This is a genomic window from Caulobacter sp. SSI4214 (genome assembly GCF_012184455.1).
GTDB classification, from domain to species: Bacteria; Pseudomonadota; Alphaproteobacteria; order Caulobacterales; family Caulobacteraceae; genus Caulobacter; species Caulobacter vibrioides_E.
Genome location: NZ_SZWJ01000001.1, coordinates 1 through 21,165 on the forward strand (window position 1 = coordinate 1; position 21,165 = coordinate 21,165).

Here is a 21,165-nt window from a genome sequence, read left to right on the forward strand (position 1 = left end):
GAGAAGGCCCTGGCCGCCGAAGACGCCACCGTGTCGCGCAAGGTGGCCGAGGCCGCTCGGGCGCAAGCGCGGGCCGACGCTATCAAGCTGGCGCTGTTGCGCCGTCGGGTGGCCCTGGAGTGGGGCCCCGCTTTCGCCGCCGATGCTCGCCGCGCGCGCGTGATCGCGGACGTCGCGTCCGGGCGGGCGGCGCTGGTGCGCGTCGACGCCGCCGCTAGCCTGGAAGGCGTTCGTACCATGCGCCTGGACCTCGGCCCGCAAGGCAGCGCGACGGCCACGGTCCTCGGCGTCGCCCGCGTCGCCGACCCGCGCCTCCAATCCGCCGGACTGATCGGCCTGGTCTCCGGTCCCAAGGCCGCTTTGCTGTCGGTGGGCATGACCGCCACCGCCATCCTGGATCGCGCCGATGGCGCGGCCGGCGTCGTTCTGCCGCGCGCGGGCCTCGTGCGCGTCGGCGGGCTCACCTTCGCCTATGTCCGCAAGGGCGCCGACCAGTTCGAGCGCCGGCCAGTGGTCGGCGGCGCGCCCCAGATGGACGGCCTGTTCGCGCCGACCGGCTTCAGGCCTGGCGAGCTCGTCGTCGTCGAAGGCGCGGCGGCGCTTCTGGCGGCCGAAACCGCGCCGCCCAAGTCGGACGCCAAGAAGGACGAGGACTAGACCGTGCTCTCCGCCATCGTCCGCTGGTCGCTGGACCGGCCTCGCCTGGTCGCCGTCGCGGCGCTGGTGCTGCTGGTCTACGGCGGCCTGACCCTGTCGCGCGCCAAGTTCGACGTCTTCCCCGATTTCGTCCCCGCCCAGGCCGAGGTCCAGACAGAGGCCCCGGGCCTGACCGCCGAACAGGTCGAGCAACTGGTCACGCGACCGGTCGAGCAAGCGGTCAACGGCGCCGCCGGCGTCGCGGCCGTGCGCTCGGAGTCCATCCAGGGCCTGTCGGTGGTCAATGTGGTGTTCGCCGAAGGCTCGGATCCGTATCGCGCCCGCCAGGTCGTGGCCGAGGCGTTGGGCGAGATCAACGGAACCCTGCCGGCGGGCGTCGACGCCCCCAAGGTCGCTCCGCTGACCTCATCGACCATGGACCTGCTGAAGATCGGCTTCACCTCCGATAAGCTGAGCCCGATGGCGCTGCGCGATCTGGTGCAATGGACGGTGCGGCCGCGCCTGCTGGCGACGCCCGGCGTGGCCCGCGCCACGGTCTATGGTGGCGAGGTGCGCCGTTTCGAGGTTCGCGCCCGTCCCGCCGATCTGGCGGCCCGCGACCTTTCCCTCGGTGATCTCGTCGCCGCCGTGAAGACCGCCACCGGCGTCAGCGGCGGCGGCTTCATCGACACCCCCGAACAGCGCATCCTGATCGAGGCGCGCGGCCAGGCGCGCTCGCCTTCCGACATCGCCGCCGCGCCGATCAATGTCGGGGGCCAATCGGGCGCGCCCGTCCGGATCGGCGACGTCGCCGATGTGGTCTCCGCGCCGGCGCCCGATGTCGGCGAAGCCCTGATCATGGGCAAGCCCGGCGTGCTGGTCAGCCTCTCCAGCCAATATGGAGCCAACACCCTGAACGCCACGCGCGCGGTCGAGGCCTCGCTCGCCGAGCTGAAGCCCGCGCTGGACGCCCAGGGCGTCAGAATGGAGGCCGGGCTGCACCGTCCGGCCAACTTCATCGGGACCGCCCTTTCCGGCATCACCGAGGACCTGGTGATCGGGGCGGTGCTGATCGCGTTGGTCCTGCTCGTCTTCATGCGAGGTCTCCGCGCGGTGGCGGTGTCCTTCGTCTCGATCCCGCTGTCGCTGCTGACCGCCGTGATCGTACTGGACCGCCTGGGCTGGACCATCAACACCATGACCCTCGGCGGCCTGGCCGTCGCCCTGGGCGTGGTGGTCGACGACGCCGTGATCGATGTGGAGAACATCGTGCGCCGCTTGCGGCTGCGGGGCGAGGAAGCCGCCGCCGACATCGTTCTGGCCGCCTCGCTGGAGGTGCGCGCGCCGGTGATCTACGCGACGCTCGTCGTGGCCCTGGTGCTGGTTCCGGTGCTGCTGCTGCATGGCCTGCAAGGCGCGTTCTTCGCGCCGCTGGCCGCCGCGTTTATCGTGGCGACGGCGGCGTCTTTGGCCGTCGCCATCGTGGTCACGCCGCCGCTGGCCCTGCTGATGTTGGACAGGGCGCGCTTGCCCGACGAACCCGCCTTCCTGACCCGCGCCAAGGCCTGGCACGAAGGCGTGCTGACCCGCGTCTGCGATCGCTCCACCTGGGCTCTTATCGCCGCCGTGGCCGCGACCCTGCTCACCGCCGGCGGCCTGTTGCTGTTCAATTCGGAGCTTCTGCCCAGCTTTCGCGAGGGGCACTTCGTCCTCGTCGTCTCCACGCCGCCAGGAACCTCGCTGAATGTCATGCGGCGATACGGCGAGGGGGTCACCCGCGATCTGCTGGCCATTCCTGGCGTCGCCACCGTCGAACAACAGATTGGCCGGTCGCCGGGCGGCGAAGACACCTTCGGCCCCGAGCGCAGCGAGTTCCACGTCGAACTGAAGCCGCACCTGTCGGGCAAGGACCAGGACCGCATTCAGAAGGCCATCCACGAGACACTCGACGCCTATCCAGGCCTGCGCAGCGAGGTGATGACCTTCCTGGGCGACCGCATCGGCGAGTCTCTGACCGGTGAAACGGCCGCGCTCAGCGTGGGCGTCTACGGCGCCGACCTCGACACCCTGGACAGGACGGCCGCCCAGATCGCGGCGGTGATGGAAAAGGTCCCGGGCGCGGTCGACGTGAAGGTCCAGACCCCGCCGGGCACGCCCGTGGTGCGCGTCGATCTCGACCTGCCCGCCCTGGCGCGCTACGGCCTGACGCCCGCCGAAGCCTTGCAGGCCGTGCAGACCGCCTATCAGGGCGCGACCGCCGCTCAGATCTACGAAGAGACCCGGGCGATCGACATCGCCGTGACCACCCGCCCCGAGCTGCGCCAGGATCCCGAAAGCGTCGGCGATCTGCTGCTGCGGTCCAGTTCGGGCATGGTCGTTCCGCTGAAATCGGTCGCCCGGGTCGCCCTCGCCGAGGGTCGAACCAGCGTCTCGCACGAAGGCGGCCGCCAGCGTCAGGTCGTCACCGCCAATCCGGCGCCCAAGGACGCCCAGAAGGTCACCGACGCGGTCCAGAAGGCGATCGCCAAGCAGGTCGTCCTGCCCGCCGGCGTCTATCTTGACTATGGCGGCGCGGCCGCGGGCGCGCGGGCGGCGCAACGGGAACTGGCCTTCAATATCGCCATCGCCCTGGGCGCCATCGTCGCGGTGCTGCTGATCGCGTTCGGCGACGGCCGGGCCGTGGCGCTGATCGTCGCCGCCGCGCCTTTCGCCCTCGTGGGCGGGGTGGCGGCCGTGGCCCTGACCGGAGCCAGTCTCTCGCTGGGCTCGCTGGTCGGCTTCGTCACCTTGTTCGGGGTGGCGGCCCGCAACGCGATCCTGCTGGTCTCGCACCTGGATCACCTGATCACCGCCGAGGGACAGACCTGGTCGCTGGCGACCCTGATCCGCGCGACCCGCGAGCGCGTCACGCCGATCCTGATGACCGCCCTGGTCACCGCCCTGGGCGTGCTGCCGCTGGCGGTCCAGACGGGCCAGGCCGGGCGCGAGATCCAAGGACCGATGGCGATCGTCATCCTGGGCGGCCTTGTCAGCTCGACCCTGGCCAGCCTAGTCCTGCTGCCGGCCTTGATCTGGCGCTTTGGTCGCGCCCGACGCGCCTAGAGAACACAGGTTCGAGGCGTCTCGGTCAGGCCGGACTCGAATAGATTTCAGGCGGAAGCCGAGGCGCGCCGTCGCTGGCGCGGGGGATTTCTCGTCCCTGCCGAAACTCCCTCGGCGACTGGCCGTACTGCTCGCGGAAGGCCCGGCTGAAATGGGCCGAACCGTTGAAGCCCCAGCGGAAGCAGATCTCGGAGATCGACAGCCGCGCGTGTTGCGGACTGGCCAGGTCGATGCGGCAGCGATCCAGCCGACGCGACCGCAGATAATGGCTGAACGTCTCGTTGGCCGAGGCGAACAGCTTCTGCACGTAACGCGGCGAGACGCCCTCCTCGTCCGCGACGCGGCGCAGGGAGAGGTCCGGGTCGGGCAACAGGGTCTCGATGGTCTGGCAAAGCCGCTGCAGGTGCGCCGTCGGCGTCGAGGCGTCGGCGGCGTCCGCGTTGGCCGCGCCGCGCTCCAGCAGGCACTGCGCCAGGAACTCGGTCAGGGCCAGGTCGACCGGCCGCAGCTGATCGACCGAAAGGTTCTCCAGCTCCTCCGCCGTCGCCCGCAACAGGTCGGACAGAATGCGCGGCACGCCCTGGGAGCCCTCGAGCCAACCCACACGCAAATTGAAAGGCTTGATCAAGCGGTGATCCAGCGCCACGCGCGGCGCGCGCACGAACAGCAGGCGCGAGCGTGTCTCAAGGCGGAGGGCCGCGGCGTGTCCGGTCGGGCCAAAGGCGATGTCGCCCGGCGATATGCTGGCGGCCAGGTCCTCGGTGACCAAGGTCGCCTCGCCGTGAAGCAGCACCGCCAGCCAGACCGCCGCCGGCTGCCCCGAGAGGCGCCCCGAAATCGTCTGGGCGCCAGCCTCGACCAAGGCGAATTCGATCCCCAGCGGCGAGGTCAGGCACACCACCGAGGCCGCCGCCGGCTCGCCATCCGAAAGGCCTTCGATCGGAAGGCCAAGCCGCCCCATGGCCTCGCGCCAGGCTTCCGCCCGCTCGGCCCGAGGGTGGCTTTCGGTGCTGAACGACCAGGCCTTCATGCGCCTAGTCCCGCATCTTGGGGAAGATGTCGCGCGGCACTCGCACGTGGCAGCCTTGAGTGCCGTCGACCACCTGGGTGACGCCGAAGTCGGCCGCCACGCTCATCAGCGAATAGGCGTCGTTCCGCGACAGCCCGACCTGGTCGCTGAGCAGGCTCAGCATCTTGGTCGAGGCGTCGCGCATAGCCAGGTCAAGATCCTCGTTGAAGCCGTGGACGATCCACCATTTGGGCGTCTCCAGCAGCGGGCCCGGCGTCTGGATATCCTTGCGTAGAACGATCTGCATCAGGACGTTCAGCGAGCTTTCGATGGCGGTGCCCGAGATCTCGCCATCGCCCTGGCTGACGTGGGGGTCGCCGATCGAGAACAGGCCGCCCTCGACCTGAACGGTGTAGTACATCGTCGCCCCGGCCCCGATACGCCAGTTGTCGATATTGCCGCCATGCTCGCCCGGCGGGATGGTGCTGACGCGACCCTCGACCGCGGGCGCGACGCCGGCGGTGCCCAGGTGCGGACGAGCGGGCACGCGAACGCCCTTCAGGGCCGGCTGGCGATCGCACGCGGGGCAGTGGGTGATCGTGCCCGGGATCAGGTACTTGCCTTCGAAATCGTAGGCATAAAGGGCGCTGGCGGTGTTGGTGTTCGGGTCCAGCTCGTAGATCGTCACCCGCTCCTTCTCGTCGAAATCCTTGTAGAGGTGACCCCAGTTGGCCGCGAGATTGGAGCCGTAATTGTTGCGCGGGACCATGCGCAGGTAGCGCACTTCCAGCACGTCGCCCGGCTTGGCGTCCTCGACATAGATCGGCCCGGTCATGATGTGGACGCCGGGGTTGCGATCGTCCTCGGGGATCTCCTTGAAGATCCGGGTGACGCCTTCGTCCATCATCAGTTCCGGCGCGTCGCCGGCATGGTGGGTAATGGCCTCGGCCTGAACAAGGTCACCGCTCTTGATGCGCAGCGAAGGCGGGGTCGCCGGGTCGAAATAACCCCAGTGCACGGTCTGAGGGGTGGCTTTCAGATGGTGCAGCGCGCCCGGAAGGACGTCGGGGCGGGTCTGGCCGGGTTCGCAGATAAAGGACATCGAAGTCTCCGATCAGGCGGCTTGAGGCGTGAGCGTGACCGTGGTCATGCTCAAGGAGCCGTGCTCGATGTGATCTGGGGCGAAGGCGACGCGGTCGCCGGGCTGGCGCGCGCCCAGCACGTAAAGCAGCGGCCAGTAATGGTCGGGCGTCGGAACCGAGCGCTGGGCGTCCTGGCCCTGGCTCTCGAAATCCACCGCCCGCTCGGGCGCGTCCTCGACGATGGCGGTCTTGATGTAGTCGTTGAACCGCTGGGACCAGTCGTAGGGCCGGCAGTGGCGGTCGCCCCAGTCCATGGCCGGTAGGTTATGGACGATATTGCCGGTGCCGACGATCAGCACGCCTTCGTCTCTGAGCGGCGCCAGGCGCTGGCCGATCTCGAAGTGCCAGGCCGGCGGCTTCGTCGCGTCCATGCCCAGCTGCACCACCGGCACGTCGGCGGCGGGAAAGGCCTTGCCCAGCACCGACCATGTCCCGTGGTCCAAGCCCCAGCCGCTCTCGTCCAGCGCCACCGGCGTCGGCGCGAGGATCTCGCGAACCCGCGCGGCCAGCTCGGGTGAACCCGGCGCGGGATATTGCTGGTCGAACAGGGCCTTGGGAAAGGATGCTCCGAAATCATGGATGGTGCGCGGCTTGGTCATGGCCGTCACCGCTATGCCGCGCGTCAGCCAGTGCGCCGAAACGCAGAGGATCGCCTTGGGCTTACCAACGGCGTCGCCGATGGCCTTCCAGGTCCTTGTGGTGTCGTTGGACTCCAGCGCGATCATCGGGCTGCCGTGACCGAAGAAGATGACCGGCAAGCGGCTCACGCGGCGGCCTCCTCGTTGGCGGGCGCCGGCGCGCCGGCAGCCTTCAGGGCCGTCCAGGCCCGTTGGTAGCGCGGCGTCAGCCAGCGGTTGAACTGCACCTGCGCCCCCTCCTGCCAGGAATAGCGGCCCCGGATGGCGAACCGCGAGCGCAGGCCCTGCTGAACCAGTTCGTCGACATGCATGTCCTGGGCGATGATCTTGCCCGCCGAGGTCATGATCATCTCGAGGCGCTCCTCGAAGCCGGGCGTCTCGGTCGCGCCCGGCGCCACCAGAAGGCCGGTGTCCTGTTCCATGGTCTCGGGGCCCGTCGGCCGCAGGATCAGATAGATGACCATGTCGCTGGTCATCACCAGCGACAGCGTCGGCGGGATATTGGCGAAGGTCGCGCGGTTTCGATCGGTCTCGCTCAGCTTTGGAAAGACCGGCAGCACGGCCTTCTGGGTCGGATTGAAGCTGACATCGGCGTGCAGCGTGCCATTGAAGCGCAGGAAACCCGCGTCGCCCGCTCCGGCCTCGGGGAAGCTGCACAGCTCACTGGGAATGAAGTCGTGCAGCGGCCCCCGGTGCAGCTTGCTAGCGTGATAGCCATCGTTGTTGTTCTCGAACATCACCTTCCAGTTCCAGGCGAACTGACCGGTCATCGGCGGCGAAAGCCCCTCGGCGTTCGTCAGGTCGTAATTGGCGATGGCGGCCTCCACCGCCTCCAGACGCGGGGCCAGCGGCGGAGCCTCGGCGTCGAAATTGATGAAGATGAAGCCCAGCCAGATCTCGACCTTGAAGGTCGGCAGCTTCACCGCCTTCTTGTCGAAGTCGCAAGTCCGCTCCATCGCCGGCGCGTTCACCAGATCGCCGTTCAGCGAGTAGACCCAGTGGTGATAGGGACAGACGAAGCCGCGCGTGTTGCCCCGTCCCTCGGCCACCAGCATGGCGCGATGCTGACATACGGCCGACATCGCCTTGATCTCGTTGTCGCGATTGCGCGTGACGATGATTGGCTCGCCGATGATGCGCGTCGTGAAGAAGTCGCCTGGCTCCTTGACCCAGTCCACGCGCCCGACGCACAGCCATTCATGATTGAACAGCGCCTCCTTCTCGAACTCGTAGAAGTCGGCGTCGGTGTAGCAGGCCGGCGGCAGGGTCTCGGCGGCCTCGACGCCCAGCATCGACCGTGAAAGGCCGTCGAAAAAGGCGTCGCTGAGAAAGCTCGGGCGCGGGTTCATCGTGAGGCGCTCTGAAAGTCGAAGTCGACCCTGACGCTAGGACCGGACCATGAGCGGGTCTTGCCTCAGCGCGCACGAAGAGTTGGTCGTCAAACGCCCCCGCGCGCCGATCGCCGCATCCGTGAGCGCTGGGCGCCGCAAGTCCGCCTTCGGCGCCCAAGGCCCAATCATCCGCCAGGGCGACGAGAAAGCTTTCGTGCGCGTTTGGGCAAGACCGATCCGGTCGGCGAGCCTAGGTTCCGTGAATGATCGCATCTTCGAGGACGCCATGACGCCGACCGCCGACATCGCCATCAAGGATCTGAAGGCCGGCTTCGGCGCCGAGATCACGGGGCTTGATTTGGCGACCGCCTCCGACGCGGCGCTAGACCAGGTGGTCGACACCTTTCATCGCCACGGCGCGATCGCCCTGCGCGACCAGAAGATGACGCCTGACGACCTGATGCGCTTCATCGGCCGCTTCGGGGAGGCCGAAGATCACACGCAAACGCGTTTTACGCTCAAGGGATACCCGAAGATCTTCATCCTCTCGAACCGTGTGGTCGACGGCAAGCCGATCGGCGCGCACAACGATGGCGTCGGCTGGCATACCGACTACAGCTACAAACCCGAACCGGTGATGCTGACCATGCTCTACGCGGTCGAAGTGCCGGAGGAAGGCTCTGACACGCTGCTGGCCGATGGTTGCGCCGCCTGGAACGCTCTGCCCGCCGACCGGCAGGCCCTCTTGGAGGGGCTGAAGCTGCATCACAGCTACAAGCATTTCATGGCCACACGGACGTTCGGCGAACAGCAGACCCTGTCGCCGGAGATGGAGGCGGCCAATCCCGACGTCGAACACCCGCTGATCCGCACGCATCCGGCCGACGGCCGAAAGGCGCTATGGCCCTCGACCGGCACCGTCACCGAGGTGATCGGCATGCCCGGCCCGGCGGGTCTGGCGCTGCTGGACGAGTTGGTCGAGTTCATGACCCAGGACCAGTTCGTCTATCGCCACAAGTGGCGGGTCGGCGACCTCTTGATGTGGGACAACCGCTGCACCCTGCATACCGGCACGCTTTACGACGACACCAAGTACTTCCGGACCATGCATCGGCTGTGGGTCAAGGGCGACAAGCCGTACTGATGGCCAAGACCTGGTTCATCACCGGCGTTTCGGGCGGCCTTGGGCGAGACATCGCCCTGGCGGCCCTCGACCGGGGCGACGTCGTCGTGGGCACGGTTCGCAAGCCCGAGGCGGCCGCTGCCTTCGCTGCCCGTGGCGGACACGCCTTGATCCTCGACGTCACCGACGAAGCCGCCGTGAAGACCGCCGTGGCCAAGGCCGAAACGGTGACCGGACGGATCGACGTCCTGGTCAACAACGCCGGCTACGGCCTTGTCGGCGCGGTCGAGGAAGCTTCGCTGGACGAGGTCCGGGCCCAGTTCGAAACCAATGTCATCGGCCCTCTGGCGGTGCTGAAGGCGGCCCTGCCGGCGATGCGCGCGCGTCGCGCCGGCCGGATCATCAATATCACCTCGGTCTCGGGCCTGGCGGTCTGGGCCGGCACGGGCGTCTACTGCGCCAGCAAGTGGGCCTTGGAGGGCCTGACCCAATCGCTCGCCCAGGAAGTGGCCGAGCTCGGCGTCAAGGTCGTCAACGTCGCGCCGGGCGGCCTGCGCACTGACTTCGCCTCGAGTTCCAAGACCCTCGTGGCCCAAAAGCTCACCGACTATGACGGTCTAGCCCGGGACGCCGAGCGGATCATGGCCGAGCACGCCGGCCAGGAGCCTGGCGATCCCGCCAAGGCCGCCCAGGCCATCCTGGCCATCGCCGATGTCGAGGATCCGCCGATGCACCTGCTGCTGGGCGAGGACGCCCTGAAGTACGCGCGCCACGCCGCCGAAACCCTGGCCGCCGACATCGAGGCCTGGAAGGCCCTGAGTCTCTCGATCAGCTTCAAGACTTGACCTGAAACGCGAGCTTTTCCCGTGACAAAGCCCAATACCCTGATCTTCGTGGACCTGGCTTCAGACGACCCTTCCGCCGCCGGCGCGTTCTACGCCCAGGTGTTCGGCTGGGAGAACGACGCTCGTCCCGAGGGCGTCTACCACCGCATGGTGCCCGGCGGCTTCTTCAAGAAGCCCGACGGGACCGACAGCGAGATCGGCAACCTGCACCTCGGCATCTTCAAGGCCGCCAACGCCCGCCCGCACCCCGAGCCGGAAGGCGTCGAGCCTCGCGGGCTGAGCACCGAGGGGCGCAAGCCGCGCATTTGGGTTCTGATCAGCGACGACGACAGCGCCGACCGCATCCTGGGCGCCGCCGAGGCGCTAGGCGCGACCCTGCTGTGGAAGAACCACTACTGGAAGGAATTCAACGGCTACAACCACGCCTTCCGCGACCCGTGGGGCAACGAAATCGTGCTGTGGGGCAAGGCCGGCTCGGATCCCCAGATTCCGACGGACTACACCCGAGAATAGCCAGCCGCCGCGCGCCAGGGTCGCCCCCGGCGCGCGGGGCGCCCATGACTAGAAGGGCTTGTCGCCCGCGATGGTCACCCGGTAGCCGGTGCGCGTGTCGGGGAAATAATCCCAAATCGCCTGATGCCAGGTGCAGCGATTGTCCCAGAAGGCCACCGAATTTTCCTTCCAGCGGAAACGCACCTGGAAATCCGGATTGCTGGCGTGCTGGTAGAGATAGTTCAAGATCGCGTTGCTCTCGGCCTTGGACACGCCTTCGATGTGGGTGGTGTAGGACGGATTGACGAACAGGCTCTTGCGACCGCTGACCGGGTGGGTGCGGACGATCGGGTGGGACGAGCAATTGTACTTCCGGTCGATGTCCGGGAAGATCGCCTTGTAGACCGGGTTGGCGTCGTGAACGGCGTTCAGCCCCTCCAGATAGGCCTTCATCCGGTCCGACAGGGTGTCGTAGGCCCAGTACATGCTGGCGAAGCAGGTGTCGCCGCCGTCTTCCGGCAGGACCTTCATGTAAAGGATGCTGCCCAGAGGCGGCTCGGGATCGCAGGTCAGGTCCGAATGCCAGTTCTCGCCCGCCACGAACTTGGAATTGGCGTCGGCGTGGATGGCCACGATCTCCGGATGGTCCGGCAGTCCGGGCACGCCAGAATGTATGGCCAAGTTCCCGAACTTGCGGCCTAAATCCTTGTGCGCCTCATGCGACATGTCCTGGTCGCGAAAGAAGATCACCTGGTGCTGGGTCAGGGCCTGATGGATTTCCTCGAACTGGCGGTTCGAGAGCGGCTTGCCCAGGTCGACGCCGAAGATCTCCGCGCCGATCCGGCGGGTCATGGGCTTCACGTCGAGCACGTCATAGGCCATGCGCGGCCACCTCCTAAGCGTTCAAGAAGGCGCCGCGCACATAGACCAGCGGCGTCTTGGTTTCATCGGTCACGACGCGCAGGACGCGTCCGACCAGGATTTCGTGATCGCCGCCGTCGTGGGCGGCGTGCAGGTCGCACTCGATCGCCGCCACGCAGCCAGCCAGCAACGGCGCGCCGCTGGCGCTCGCCTCGACGGCGGTCAGAGCGAAACGGTCGTCGGCGCCGCTCTTGGCGAAGCGGTAGGCCAAGTCGCCCTGCTCCTGGGCCAGGATGTTGACGCAGAACGCCTTGGTCTGGCTAAGCGCCGCCAGGGTGCGGCTGTCGCGCTTGAGGCAGACCATGACCAGCGGCGGGTCCATCGACACCGAGCTGAAGGCGCTGACCGTGGTTCCGACCAGGCGCCCCTCGTGACAGCCGGTCACCACCGTCACGCCGGCGGCGAAACTGCTCATCGCCTTGCGGAAGTCCGCCGGCTCGGGGCTTTGGACTCGAGACACGGCGCTCATTCGGCGTTTCCGAACGGATTGTCGGGATAGACCGCCGAAGCCGGACGGCGGCCGGCTTCACCCTCTTCGGCGCGACCGCAGATCGCCAGGGCCGTCAGGGCGTAGATCAGGGCGCTGTCGACCAGGTCCTTCGGCGTCGGCCGCCAGCGGCGGAAGCCGGTGGTGATGGCCGGAATCCGATGCATGTTGAAGACGTTGTGGTCTCGCCACATGCTGGAATAGACCGGATTGGCCAGAGCGACCGGATGGCCGAGCCCCAGCTGGGTGGCGGCATCGACGGCGCCGACCAGCGGGGCCACCTCGGCCGCGTCGGCCTCGAAGCCGTGGCGTACAACGACCGGCTCGATGTCGATCCGGCCCAGGCCGGCCTCTCGCACCATGGCCTCCAGCGAGTGCTGAACCTCGGCGACCCGCTGCTTGGGCGTCAGGCCCACCTCCAGATAGAGGTTGACCAGCTCGGTCCCGGCTCCAAAGGCGAACGGAATGCCGCCGCGCACCGAGGCGATCTGCGACTTGGGCTGGGCGACGCCGCCGGGGCTGTCGTAACGGCTCTTCTTCTCGTACTCGCCGCTCCAGGCGTGGATGGCCTCGGTCAGCTTGCCGAGCTTGTAGATCGGATTGGGATGCTGAGCGGCGGTCGCCGGATGCTCCAGCAGCGGGGTGAAGACCCCCTCGCCCCACACCTGGAACCGGAACACGGCGTAGCCGCACCCCACCCAGGTCAGCCCGAAGTCGCAGCCCTCGGCGGCGATGGCGTAGTCGGGCGCGACGCCGCCGTGATGGAACAGGTAGTGAGCCCCGATGTCCTTGCCCATATAGGCCACGCCCCGGTGCTCCTCGATCGGCTCGGGGCCGATCTCGCCGGGACAGGCGGTCAGGTACATCTTGCCGGCCAGGTCATAGCCAGCCTTTTTCAGCGCCTTGGCGGCGATCAGGAAGCAGCTCATCGGGCCGCGATCATTGGCGATCGGGTAGCCATAGAGCTTGCCGTCCTCCAGCCAGCACTTTTCCCACTCCGGATTGGCCAGAGTCTCGGGCGCGTACTTGTAGGCGTCGAGATCAGGGTTCCAGGTGGGGGCCTCGGTGTCGAGGTGCGCCGTGAACAGCAAGTTCTTGCCGACGCCCTTGCCGCCATATGTCCCGATGATGTTGGGCCGCTCGGGCGTGGCCCCGACCCTGCGCGGCGAGAAGCCCTCGCGCGTCATCCAGTCGTGGACATAGGTCGCCACTTCCAGCTCCTTGCCGGAGGGCGCGGGAATGTTGCCCAGCGTCAGGGCCAGCTCGACGATCTCGGTCTCGTCGATGGCGGCGGCGATGGCCGCGCGATCGGCGTCGGTGACCTTGTAAGGCGCGCTGGCGCCCAGGGTCGGAAAGCCATCGGCCATGGGTCAGGCGCTCCAGGCGGCGGCGACCTGAGCGGTGTCGGTCAGGATCGCGCTGTTCAGGTCCATCACCTTCAGCGACGCCGCGTGGATGTCGGCCTCGTAAGCGGCGCAGGCGTCGGCGGCGACGAACACGTGGTAGTCGAGGTTGAAGGCGTCGCGCACGGTGCTGTCGACGCAGCACTCGGTGGTCAGGCCGGCCACCACCAGGGTGTCCACGCCCAGGGCCTTGAGCCGCGCGTCGAGGTCGGTGCCCAGGAAGCCGCTGTAGCGGGTCTTTTTCACCACGGCCTCGCCCGGCAAGGGCTTGGGGCCGTAGAAATCCGAGCCGACCTCGCCCTCGCGGCAAAGAGCGCTCTCGTCTTCGGCATTGCCGCCTCGGCGACGCAGGCGTTCCTTCCAGCTCGGCGAGTCCGCTTCGGGCGTGGTGAAGAGACCGACGAAGACCACCGGAACACCGGCCCGCCGCGCGGTCTCGACCAGCCGCTCGGCGGCGGCCACGGCGGGCCGTACCGCGGTCATGTCGACATAGGCGCCCAGCGCGCCGTCCGGCGAGGCGAAGTCGACCTGGATGTCGATCACCAGGACAGCCGTTCGCGACGGGGCGATCCAGGTCGCCAAGCCGTCGGCGAGGTTCGCGCTCGTCGTCACGGCGTTCACGAGAACACCGCCCGCAGGCCCGGCAGGATCTCGGACCCGAACATGGTCAGCCCTTCCACATAGTCGGGGAAGATCATCATCAGGCCGTCCAGCTCGCAGTAGCGCAGGAATTCCTCGATCTGCGCCGCGCAGGTCTTCGGCGCGCCCACCACGGTCTGGGTCATGAACGCGCCTTGAGCCGCCGCCACGCTCGACAGCTTCTCGGCCGGCACGCCCCAGCTTTCGAGCATGGCCAGGATGGCGCCCATGTCGGCGCCGCTCTTGTAGTGCTCGACCTTGGCCTCGGCGTCCGCGTCGGTGTCGCCATGAACAACCGTGCACATGGCGAAAGTCTTGATCGTCTTGCCCATCGTCTCGGCGGTCTTCTTGGCCCGCAGCGAGGCGTCGCGACGCTCGTCGGGTGTGCGGCCGCCGATGAAGCAGACGTCGGCCTCACGCACCGAGAACTGGAAGCCCCGGTCGCTCATGCCGGCGCAGACCAGGTCCGGGCGGGGCTTGGACAGCGGCTTGGGCTTGGACTGGCAGTCTTTCATCGTGAAGTACTTGCCGGCGAAGTCGACGCTGTCCTCGGACCACAGGCGCTTGACGATCGTGGTCCATTCCTCGGTCAGGGCGTAGCGGTCATCGTGGGTCAGGCTGTCGTCCCACGCGCCCATCTGGTCGAACTCGCCCTTATAGGCGCCGGCCACGATGTTGAGCCCGGCGCGACCGCCGCTGATGTGGTCGAGGGTGGCGATCATCTTGGCCGCCACGGCCGGGTTCTGAAGCAACGGATGGATGGTCGCCCAGATCTTCACGTTCTTGGTGGCCTCGGCGATGCCGGCCATCATGGTGACGGACTCGAGCGCCGTGCCCCAGTGGTCGGTCTCGCCGCCGAAGCCGCGGAACTTGCCCATCGACATCACGAAATCCATGCCGACCTCGTCGGCCTTCACGGCCGCCGCGCGATTTTGCGCATAGAGGCCATCGAGCGTCGGCGTGGTCTTCGAGATGATCCAACCGCCATTGGCGACCGGCAGGAAGACCCCGAAATCCTTGTGCTGGGAAGGACGGTGGAACATGGCTTCTCTCTGTGTCCTTTTGAATCAGGCCGCGTCGCGCAACAGGATGGGCGACGGCGCGGGCGCCGGGGCGATGACGTCTTCCTCTATGCTCTTGCGCGGCGGACGCATGAACAGCGCGGCCACGAAGATAACGCCGATGACGGCCGCGAAGACCTGGAAGGTCGGCGCGAAGCCGCCCAGACGATCGCGCATGAAGCCGCCGATCACGGGTCCCAGGGCCGAAACGGCGCCCACCATGCAAACCATCGAGAACAGTTCGAGGTTATTCTTCCGACCATAGTAGTTCAGCAGCAAGATGCTGACGGCCAGCACGGTCATGCCGAAGCCCACTCCGACGCCGAGGGCGAAGACCATCATCAGCGGCCAGGTCGTCGCGCCAGCCAGGGCCACCAGTCCGACGGCCATCATTCCTTGGGCGCCGGCCAGAAGCCAGCGCGGATCGATCCGATCCGCCAGCAGGCCGCCGCTCATCCGCGCCGCCACCTGCATCAGGGACTCCAGACTCAGCGCGGCCACGGCCACCGTCGAGGCGACGCCCAGTTCGCTGAAATGGCTAGGCGCCAGGCTGACGGCCGTGACCCCGCCCAGCAGATGGGCGAAGTAGGCCGAGAGGATCACATAGAACTGCGGCGTCCGCAGCGCCTCCGCGACGGTCCAGTCGACCGTGGTGCGATAGACGCGGGCGTTGGCCGGTTGGGTCGCCGCCTCCTCGGCCACGGCCTTATCGGTCTCGACGGCGGCGCTTTTCAGCCAAGCCTCGCCGCCGACCAAGGCGGCCGAGAGGACGCCGACCACCGCCGAGGCGACGGCTTGCCAAGCCCAATAGGGCCGCCAGCCGCCATGGGCCAGATCGAGCCCGACCAGGGCCATCCACGGTCCGACGACCCCGCCCAGCGAGCCGGTGGTGAAATAGATCCCGAACGGCAGGGCCCGCTTCTTGAACAGCATCGACAGCAGGTGTGTGGCCGGGATCAGAGCCATCATCTGGTAGCCGACTCCCAGCAGCGCCGTGCCCGCCAGATAAACCGGCAAGCCGTGGGCGAGGGTCAGACAGCCGAAACCGGCGACCATCACCGCCGATCCGATCAGGATGGTGGCGCGCACGCCGATCCGCCGGATCAGCATGGCCGGCAACCACGACGAGCCCCCGCAAAACGCCCCCAACAGGGTGAAGCCGAGGAAGGCCGAGGCGAAATTCCACTTCAGCTCCTTGATCATGGCCGGCAGCACCACGCCCAGAGACGAGAAGGTCGAGGCGGTGATCAGGAACAGAAGAAGGGAAAGCGCCCCCAGGATGATCCAGGATCGCCATTGAGCGTTCGGCATCGCATCGAGCCTTCCATGTAAGCTCGCGACGCGACCCTGGCGGGACGCGCCGCGCGGGAACTAGAACTTCCGGGCCAGGGTCAGGCGCCACTCGCGCCCCTTGCTGGGCAGCGCGCCGAGATTGGCGTAGCTGTCGGCGTCGGGCGTGAAATAAAGCTTGTTGAACAGGTTATCGACGTTGAACGTGGCCGTGTACGGGCCATGCTCGTAGTAGAGGCTGCCGTTGACCACCGCATAGGCCGGATAGGTGACCGCGTTCTGGACGGTGCCCGAGGTCTTGGTCACATGGGTGACGCCCAGCGTACCGCCGACCTTGCCCCAGTCGTAGTCGCTGCTGGTATAGGCCCCATAGAGACTGACGACGGATTTCGGGATCAGGGTGTAGTCGTAGTCGCCGGCGCGGCCCGGCAGGCTGTTGAAATTCCAGACCACATAGGTGCCGCCGTAGGCCTGCGGACCCGCGACGCCGGCGGTATAGGCCGGGATATACTGGAACGACGTGTCCGGCCCCTTGACCGTGGTATGCTGGGTGTTGCCCGAGAAGGTGAAGCTGACATGCTCGCTGGCCAGCCAGCGCACTTCCAGCTCCACGCCCTTGGCCCGCGTGCCCTGCACCGAGATCGGCGGACCGTTGACCAGCTGGGTGCGGTTCTGGCGGTAGCCGGCCAGCGACCCGACCAGCGTGCCCTTCAGAAGCTGGAACTTCACCCCGGCCTCGGCCAGGTTGCTATTCGACAGCCAAGCGTCGGTGGCCACCAGGCCCGGCGCGATATCGCCCGCCTGGCTCATTTCCAGCGCCGAGGCCTTGGCGTAGCTGATGTAGGGCATGATCCCGGCCGGCGTCTTGTAGGTCAGGCTCGCCGTGTAGGTCCCCTTTCCCTTGCTGGCCTTCTGCTGTCCGGCGATCGTATAGGTCAGGAAGCCGGTGTCGTTGGACTTGACGTCATAGTCGTCGTAGCGGCCGCCCAGCATCAGGTTCAGGCGCTGGCCCAGCATGATGTCGGTGGTGAAGAAAACGCCTTCCTGCCGCCACTTGGAGCGGTTGTCGTTCTCCCACTTCACGCCGTCGCCGGGGTTGAACGGGCTGCCGATGATGTCGGTGGGGGTGGCGCCGTAGGCGATGTCGCGACGATCCAGCGCGATCAGGCCGCTGTTGTAGCTTTCGCGGCGGCGACCGCTGAAGTCGCGATAGGACACGCCGACGAACGACTTCGACGTGACGGCGCCGATGTCATAGGCGAAGTTGTAGGTCAGACGCGCTTCCCAGACCGAGCTGTCGAACCAGGCTGGATAGCCGTAGGACACGAAGCGCTTGTTCTCCTGGTCGTCGTAGAACAGCTGCAGCTTCAGGGTGCTGCCCGGCGTCAGTTCCTTGGCCAGGTCGTAGTAGAGCGTATTGGTGCGGGTCTTCGAGAAGTCCGCGCCGCTGATATAGACCGTGCGCGGGCTAAGCTTGGTCGTGCCAACGCCGGTGTCCAGCGTGTGAAGCGCGTCCGTGGTCGGATAGCCGTAATAGGCCAGATACATCGCGCTGGCGTAGGGGTAAAAGCCGATCTCGTTCGGCGTCAGACGTCCGTTGCCGTCGGCGTCCTTCAGCGAGGTGTCGCGGCCGGTGATATAGGTCTGGTGGTTGATCAGGTCCTGGGTCAGGCGGTTCCAGCCGGGCGTCTGAACGTCGCCGTTCGAATGGTAGATCATCCCGCCGAAGGCGGTGCTCCAACCCTTGCCCAGATCGAAGTCGGCCGAGACCTCGCCGGTCTGACGACGCGGATAGATGCCTTTGTAATAGCTGTGGCTGTCCTCGACCTCGCCATAGGCGTGGATGCCCCCGACCACCGAGCCAAAGTTGGCCGGCAGGCCGATTTGGGCCGTCGCGTTCTTCCTGTTGTACGCGCCGTAGGTCAGGGTGACCTCGCCGGTCGGTTCGGTCAGGTAGCCGCCCTCGTTCTTGCCCGACTTCGGGATGAAGTTGAGCATCCCGCCCACCTTGCCCGAGCCGTAGATGGGCGTAGGCGGACCGCGCACGACCTGGATCTGATCGGCCGCGCCGATCGGGGTCGAATAGGTGCCGCGATTTTCGATGCGCTTGAAGCCGCGGAAGTAGTTTTCGGCCAGGGTGCCGCGGATGTTCAGCGCGCCGGGCACGCCGTAGAAGCTGGCGGTATAGGTCCCGGGCGATACGGCGGTCAGGCCGTCGATGGTCTCGATGCCATAGCGTTGCAGCGTCACGTCGCTGACGAAACTAGCCGAGCGCGGCGTCTCCAGCAGCGGCTTGTCGATACCAAAGACGGTGTTGCTGGGCTGCTTCTCCAGCAGGCCAGCCTTGTCGCGCGCCTTGACCACCACCTCATCGACGGTGTCGGTCGGCGTGGGAGTTTCGTCCGCCAGCGCCGCGTGCGTGTGCGCCAGAAGGACAAGAGCGGAACAGCCCGCCAGCAGTAGCCGGTAATTCGACATGCGGTCCTCGTTCGAGGCCGTCGCGCCCACCGCCTGCGGCGGTTATCCCCAGGTCAACGCCTCGAAGTCATCATCCGCCGATGACGGCCGGCGACGAGGCGCGGCCTCTGACATTTCACTGAAAATGTCGCGCCAGCCCGGATGTTGGGCCACCGATGGCCGTAAATGCGGCCGCGTGGTCACAAAACTTGCCCCTGCGCGTACCAGACAGGGTCTAAAGGCGACCTCGCGACATCATGGCGAGATCGCCGGTAGCTCCCACCACGAAAGCGAGCTTGACGCCCTTACAACCCGGAGGCGCTAGCGACGGGTTCGGACGAGCGCGAAGTCGTCGGCGTCGGACTACGCTTGAGGAAATAGGCGCCGGCCAGAACGGTGCAGGCGGCGCCCAGAATGCTGGTCGCATAGGCGCTGAGGACGAAGAAATTCAGCCAGTCCATCGCCACCATGGCGAAGTTCCGCCAGACCAGCAGGGCCACGCTGCCAAGATAGCCGGATGCGTCGGCGACATAGATCAGGAACCCCGCCGTGCCGACCCGGCCGCTGAACGCGATCATCCGGTCGAAAAGCATGGCGTTGAACGGCGTATAGGCCATGTAGAGCCCCGCGCCGGTCAGGATCATCCACGGCAGCGGCGCCAGGAGGTGGGCCTGGAACGCCAGGGTGGACAGTCCCAGCGTCAAAAAGCCCGCCAGGATCACACCGTGCATCACCAGCAGCGCGCGAAGATTGTCGCGCACCACCATGACCGCGGCCATCACGCCCAGCGACAGAACGGCCACGGGAAGCTCGCTGGCGGTGAAGACCGCCGACTCCTTGCCAAAGCCCAAGCCGGTCCACAGCTCGGCGGCGAAGTTGTCCCGGAAGTCTCGCAGCGCCGTCAGTAGGACATAGGATAGCACCAACAGCGCGATCCCGGGGCCATAGGCGGCCACGAAGGCCTTTCGCTGCCCGCTGTCCATGGGTTCGCGTCGGACACGCGCCGCCTCGTCGGCGGCGTTCGGCGGCGGAAGCTGCATCAAGGCCCAGACCGAGACCGCCAGCAGCGGCATGAAGATCGCGCCCGTGGCGGCGGGCATCCAGAACGGAGAGACGTGGGCGTCGACCATCAGCCACTTGCCCACCGACTTCACCACGCCGGATGACAGAATGAAGCTCGCGCAAAGGATCGCGCCCAGCACCTCGGACGTGCGCCGTCCCTCCATGAAGCCGAACACCAGCCCCCAGATCATCCCCAGCGGCAGGCCGTTCAGGAACAAGGCCGCGACGTTCCAAGGCGCGGGGATCACCGCGAACCCGATCAGGGCCAACCACGACAGGCCGATCAAGACAAGGATCGCCGCGCCGCGATGCGCCGGCTTGACCTCCGAGATCACGCGGACGCCGATCAGCTTGGAGGCGGCGTAGCCGGCGACCTGGGCCAGAACGAGGGCGATCTTGTAGTCGATGGCGAAATGCCAACCCTCGACCACGCCGAAGGTCGCGGCGGCGAAGGGCTTTCGGAAGGCGTACATCGAGAAATAGGCGCAGAAGCCGGCCAGCCCCGCGAACAGGGTGAAGGCCAGCGGCGTGGCGCGTTCGAGCCAGCGCCGAGTCCCAGATGTCATGATAACGCCCCTATGGAGCGGCTTGGTCTATACCAAGTACATGTCGCCTCGATGACGCCGCCGGGCGTCCTAGCGGACGCGGATGTCGACGCTGACCGTCAAGGCGTCGTGACGCCAGTATTCGCGATCGAACTCCACCACGTGGCCTTGGGCGTCGTAGCAGGTTCGCACCAGGCTAAGGCCCGGCAGACCCGACTTCACGCGAAGAGCCTCTGCCTCGTCGCGGGTCAGGGCGCACGGTCGCATGTCGACCTTGTTGCGCGCCACGCCGACGCCATAGACGGTCTTCAGCACGCTCGTCAGGGAACCGTTGAGATCGTGTTCGATCAGGCCCGGCGCGCGAGCGGCGTCGACGATGATGCTCTCGATCAGAACCGCCCGACCATCGATCAGACGGCGGCGGCGAATCCAGTACATCGGCGCGCCGATGGGGCGGGAGAAGATCTGAGCCAACATGCCGTCGCAGACGATCTCGACCTTGCTCAGCGTCTCGGTTTCCGGCCGTCGCCCCTGCGCCTCGACGTAGGACATGAAGCCTTCCCAGCGGGTCGGATCATAGACGACGGGCGGCGGCGACACGTACCAGCCGCTGCGGTCCTTGCGGTAGATGACCCCTTCCGCCTCGAGCTGGAACAGGGCCTCGCGCACCGTGCCGCGCGCCACCCCGCCGCCGACCTGCAGCTGACGCTCGGAAGGCAGGCGCTCGCCCGGCTTGAACTCGCCGGCGGCGATACGCGCCGCGATGTCGTCACGCACGCCCAGATACTGGTGACTGTCGAGCTGCTGCATCGGACGACCTGGCCAGCGGTCGATTCCCGCCAGCACGAAGATGGAAGGCGGCTCCCCCTGGGTCAAGGAAGTGGATCAGACCACCGTGAGGGGAGTCCAACCCGGATCAAGACTTCACGAAAGTTTCGCGGACGCCGCGTCGCCTACTGGTCTATACCAAATGTGAAATTTT

General features: G+C 67.0%; 18 protein-coding genes. 5 read left to right on the forward strand and 13 right to left on the reverse strand.

The genetic code is table 11. From position 1 onward, the window contains the following. The coding region (locus FCU40_RS00005) for an efflux RND transporter periplasmic adaptor subunit (protein WP_168071990.1) at positions 1 to 657 on the forward strand (657 nt) is incomplete at its 5' end. A 3-nt stretch (positions 658 to 660) separates the two neighbouring features. Further along, entirely contained in the window at positions 661 to 3,738 is a 3,078-nt protein-coding gene (locus FCU40_RS00010) for an efflux RND transporter permease subunit (protein WP_168071992.1), read from the forward strand. Positions 3,739 to 3,763: 25 nt separating this feature from the next. On the opposite strand, the gene FCU40_RS00015 is transcribed toward FCU40_RS00010, so the two are convergent. From FCU40_RS00015 to FCU40_RS00030, 4 genes are read right to left on the reverse strand one after another with little or no spacing between them, the layout of a single operon-like run. Then, a complete protein-coding gene (locus tag FCU40_RS00015; RefSeq protein ID WP_168071994.1) occupies positions 3,764 to 4,768 on the reverse strand; it encodes a helix-turn-helix domain-containing protein in 1,005 nt (334 codons plus the stop codon). Positions 4,769 to 4,772: 4 nt separating this feature from the next. Further along, complete coding sequence (locus FCU40_RS00020; protein WP_168071996.1) at positions 4,773 to 5,849, reverse strand: acetamidase/formamidase family protein; 1,077 nt, start codon at positions 5,847 to 5,849, stop codon at positions 4,773 to 4,775. Between the two features lie 12 nt (positions 5,850 to 5,861). Then, positions 5,862 to 6,656 carry a 4,5-DOPA dioxygenase extradiol gene (ygiD, locus tag FCU40_RS00025; protein ID WP_168071998.1) on the reverse strand — a complete coding sequence of 265 codons (795 nt, stop codon included), beginning with the start codon at positions 6,654 to 6,656 and terminating at the stop codon, positions 5,862 to 5,864. Then, positions 6,653 to 7,876: an SRPBCC family protein gene (locus tag FCU40_RS00030; protein WP_168072006.1), complete on the reverse strand. Its 1,224-nt coding sequence runs from the start codon at positions 7,874 to 7,876 to the stop codon at positions 6,653 to 6,655. The genes ygiD and FCU40_RS00030 overlap by 4 nt, the downstream gene beginning before the upstream one ends. A gap of 241 nt (positions 7,877 to 8,117) precedes the next feature. Here FCU40_RS00030 and FCU40_RS00035 point away from each other — a divergent pair, with 241 nt between their 5' ends. Genes FCU40_RS00035 through FCU40_RS00045 form a run of 3 tightly spaced genes read left to right on the forward strand, consistent with a single transcriptional unit; the run spans position 8,118 to position 10,339 of the window. Then, positions 8,118 to 9,002 carry a TauD/TfdA family dioxygenase gene (locus tag FCU40_RS00035; protein ID WP_241693518.1) on the forward strand — a complete coding sequence of 295 codons (885 nt, stop codon included), beginning with the start codon at positions 8,118 to 8,120 and terminating at the stop codon, positions 9,000 to 9,002. Beyond that, positions 9,002 to 9,826 (forward strand): oxidoreductase, encoded by an 825-nt coding sequence (locus FCU40_RS00040; protein ID WP_168072008.1) that lies wholly within the window; start codon positions 9,002 to 9,004, stop codon positions 9,824 to 9,826. The genes FCU40_RS00035 and FCU40_RS00040 overlap by 1 nt, the downstream gene beginning before the upstream one ends. Before the next feature lie 21 nt (positions 9,827 to 9,847). Then, complete coding sequence (locus FCU40_RS00045) at positions 9,848 to 10,339, forward strand: VOC family protein (protein WP_168072010.1); 492 nt, start codon at positions 9,848 to 9,850, stop codon at positions 10,337 to 10,339. A gap of 48 nt (positions 10,340 to 10,387) precedes the next feature. On the opposite strand, the gene FCU40_RS00050 is transcribed toward FCU40_RS00045, so the two are convergent. The 9 genes from FCU40_RS00050 to FCU40_RS00090 form a co-directional block, all read right to left on the reverse strand. Further along, positions 10,388 to 11,200, reverse strand: coding sequence for a TauD/TfdA family dioxygenase (locus FCU40_RS00050; RefSeq protein WP_168072012.1), 813 nt, complete (start codon positions 11,198 to 11,200; stop codon positions 10,388 to 10,390). Between the two features lie 13 nt (positions 11,201 to 11,213). Next, complete coding sequence (locus tag FCU40_RS00055) at positions 11,214 to 11,708, reverse strand: flavin reductase family protein (RefSeq protein WP_168072013.1); 495 nt, start codon at positions 11,706 to 11,708, stop codon at positions 11,214 to 11,216. Beyond that, positions 11,705 to 13,093, reverse strand: coding sequence for a peptidase M20 (locus FCU40_RS00060; RefSeq protein ID WP_168072015.1), 1,389 nt, complete (start codon positions 13,091 to 13,093; stop codon positions 11,705 to 11,707). The genes FCU40_RS00055 and FCU40_RS00060 overlap by 4 nt, the downstream gene beginning before the upstream one ends. 3 nt (positions 13,094 to 13,096) lie before the next feature. Beyond that, the gene (locus tag FCU40_RS00065; RefSeq protein ID WP_168072017.1) at positions 13,097 to 13,750 is read right to left on the reverse strand and encodes a cysteine hydrolase; all 654 of its coding nucleotides are present in this window, start codon (positions 13,748 to 13,750) and stop codon (positions 13,097 to 13,099) included. Then, the gene (locus FCU40_RS00070; RefSeq protein WP_168072019.1) at positions 13,747 to 14,811 is read right to left on the reverse strand and encodes an LLM class flavin-dependent oxidoreductase; all 1,065 of its coding nucleotides are present in this window, start codon (positions 14,809 to 14,811) and stop codon (positions 13,747 to 13,749) included. The genes FCU40_RS00065 and FCU40_RS00070 overlap by 4 nt, the downstream gene beginning before the upstream one ends. 24 nt (positions 14,812 to 14,835) lie before the next feature. Then, complete coding sequence (locus tag FCU40_RS00075) at positions 14,836 to 16,140, reverse strand: MFS transporter (protein ID WP_168072021.1); 1,305 nt, start codon at positions 16,138 to 16,140, stop codon at positions 14,836 to 14,838. Positions 16,141 to 16,200: 60 nt separating this feature from the next. Beyond that, positions 16,201 to 18,597, reverse strand: coding sequence for a TonB-dependent receptor (locus tag FCU40_RS00080; protein ID WP_168072022.1), 2,397 nt, complete (start codon positions 18,595 to 18,597; stop codon positions 16,201 to 16,203). Positions 18,598 to 18,881: 284 nt separating this feature from the next. After that, positions 18,882 to 20,204, reverse strand: a complete 1,323-nt coding sequence (locus FCU40_RS00085; protein ID WP_168072024.1) for a DUF5690 family protein — start codon at positions 20,202 to 20,204, stop codon at positions 18,882 to 18,884. 69 nt (positions 20,205 to 20,273) lie between these two features. After that, positions 20,274 to 21,029 (reverse strand): UTRA domain-containing protein, encoded by a 756-nt coding sequence (locus FCU40_RS00090; protein WP_241693519.1) that lies wholly within the window; start codon positions 21,027 to 21,029, stop codon positions 20,274 to 20,276. Positions 21,030 to 21,165: the final 136 nt, after the last annotated feature.

What these genes read in the sequence shown, in the direction of transcription:
- FCU40_RS00015 (WP_168071994.1), bottom strand. Translation starts at nt 4,768, where the DNA reads ATGAAGGCCTGGTCGTTCAGCACCGAAAGCCACCCTCGGGCCGAGCGG.
- FCU40_RS00020 (WP_168071996.1), bottom strand. Translation starts at nt 5,849, where the DNA reads ATGTCCTTTATCTGCGAACCCGGCCAGACCCGCCCCGACGTCCTTCCG.
- FCU40_RS00030 (WP_168072006.1), bottom strand. Translation starts at nt 7,876, where the DNA reads ATGAACCCGCGCCCGAGCTTTCTCAGCGACGCCTTTTTCGACGGCCTT.
- FCU40_RS00040 (WP_168072008.1), top strand. Translation starts at nt 9,002, where the DNA reads ATGGCCAAGACCTGGTTCATCACCGGCGTTTCGGGCGGCCTTGGGCGA.
- FCU40_RS00050 (WP_168072012.1), bottom strand. Translation starts at nt 11,200, where the DNA reads ATGGCCTATGACGTGCTCGACGTGAAGCCCATGACCCGCCGGATCGGC.
- FCU40_RS00055 (WP_168072013.1), bottom strand. Translation starts at nt 11,708, where the DNA reads ATGAGCGCCGTGTCTCGAGTCCAAAGCCCCGAGCCGGCGGACTTCCGC.
- FCU40_RS00060 (WP_168072015.1), bottom strand. Translation starts at nt 13,093, where the DNA reads ATGGCCGATGGCTTTCCGACCCTGGGCGCCAGCGCGCCTTACAAGGTC.
- FCU40_RS00070 (WP_168072019.1), bottom strand. Translation starts at nt 14,811, where the DNA reads ATGTTCCACCGTCCTTCCCAGCACAAGGATTTCGGGGTCTTCCTGCCG.
- FCU40_RS00075 (WP_168072021.1), bottom strand. Translation starts at nt 16,140, where the DNA reads ATGCCGAACGCTCAATGGCGATCCTGGATCATCCTGGGGGCGCTTTCC.
- FCU40_RS00080 (WP_168072022.1), bottom strand. Translation starts at nt 18,597, where the DNA reads ATGTCGAATTACCGGCTACTGCTGGCGGGCTGTTCCGCTCTTGTCCTT.
- FCU40_RS00085 (WP_168072024.1), bottom strand. Translation starts at nt 20,204, where the DNA reads ATGACATCTGGGACTCGGCGCTGGCTCGAACGCGCCACGCCGCTGGCC.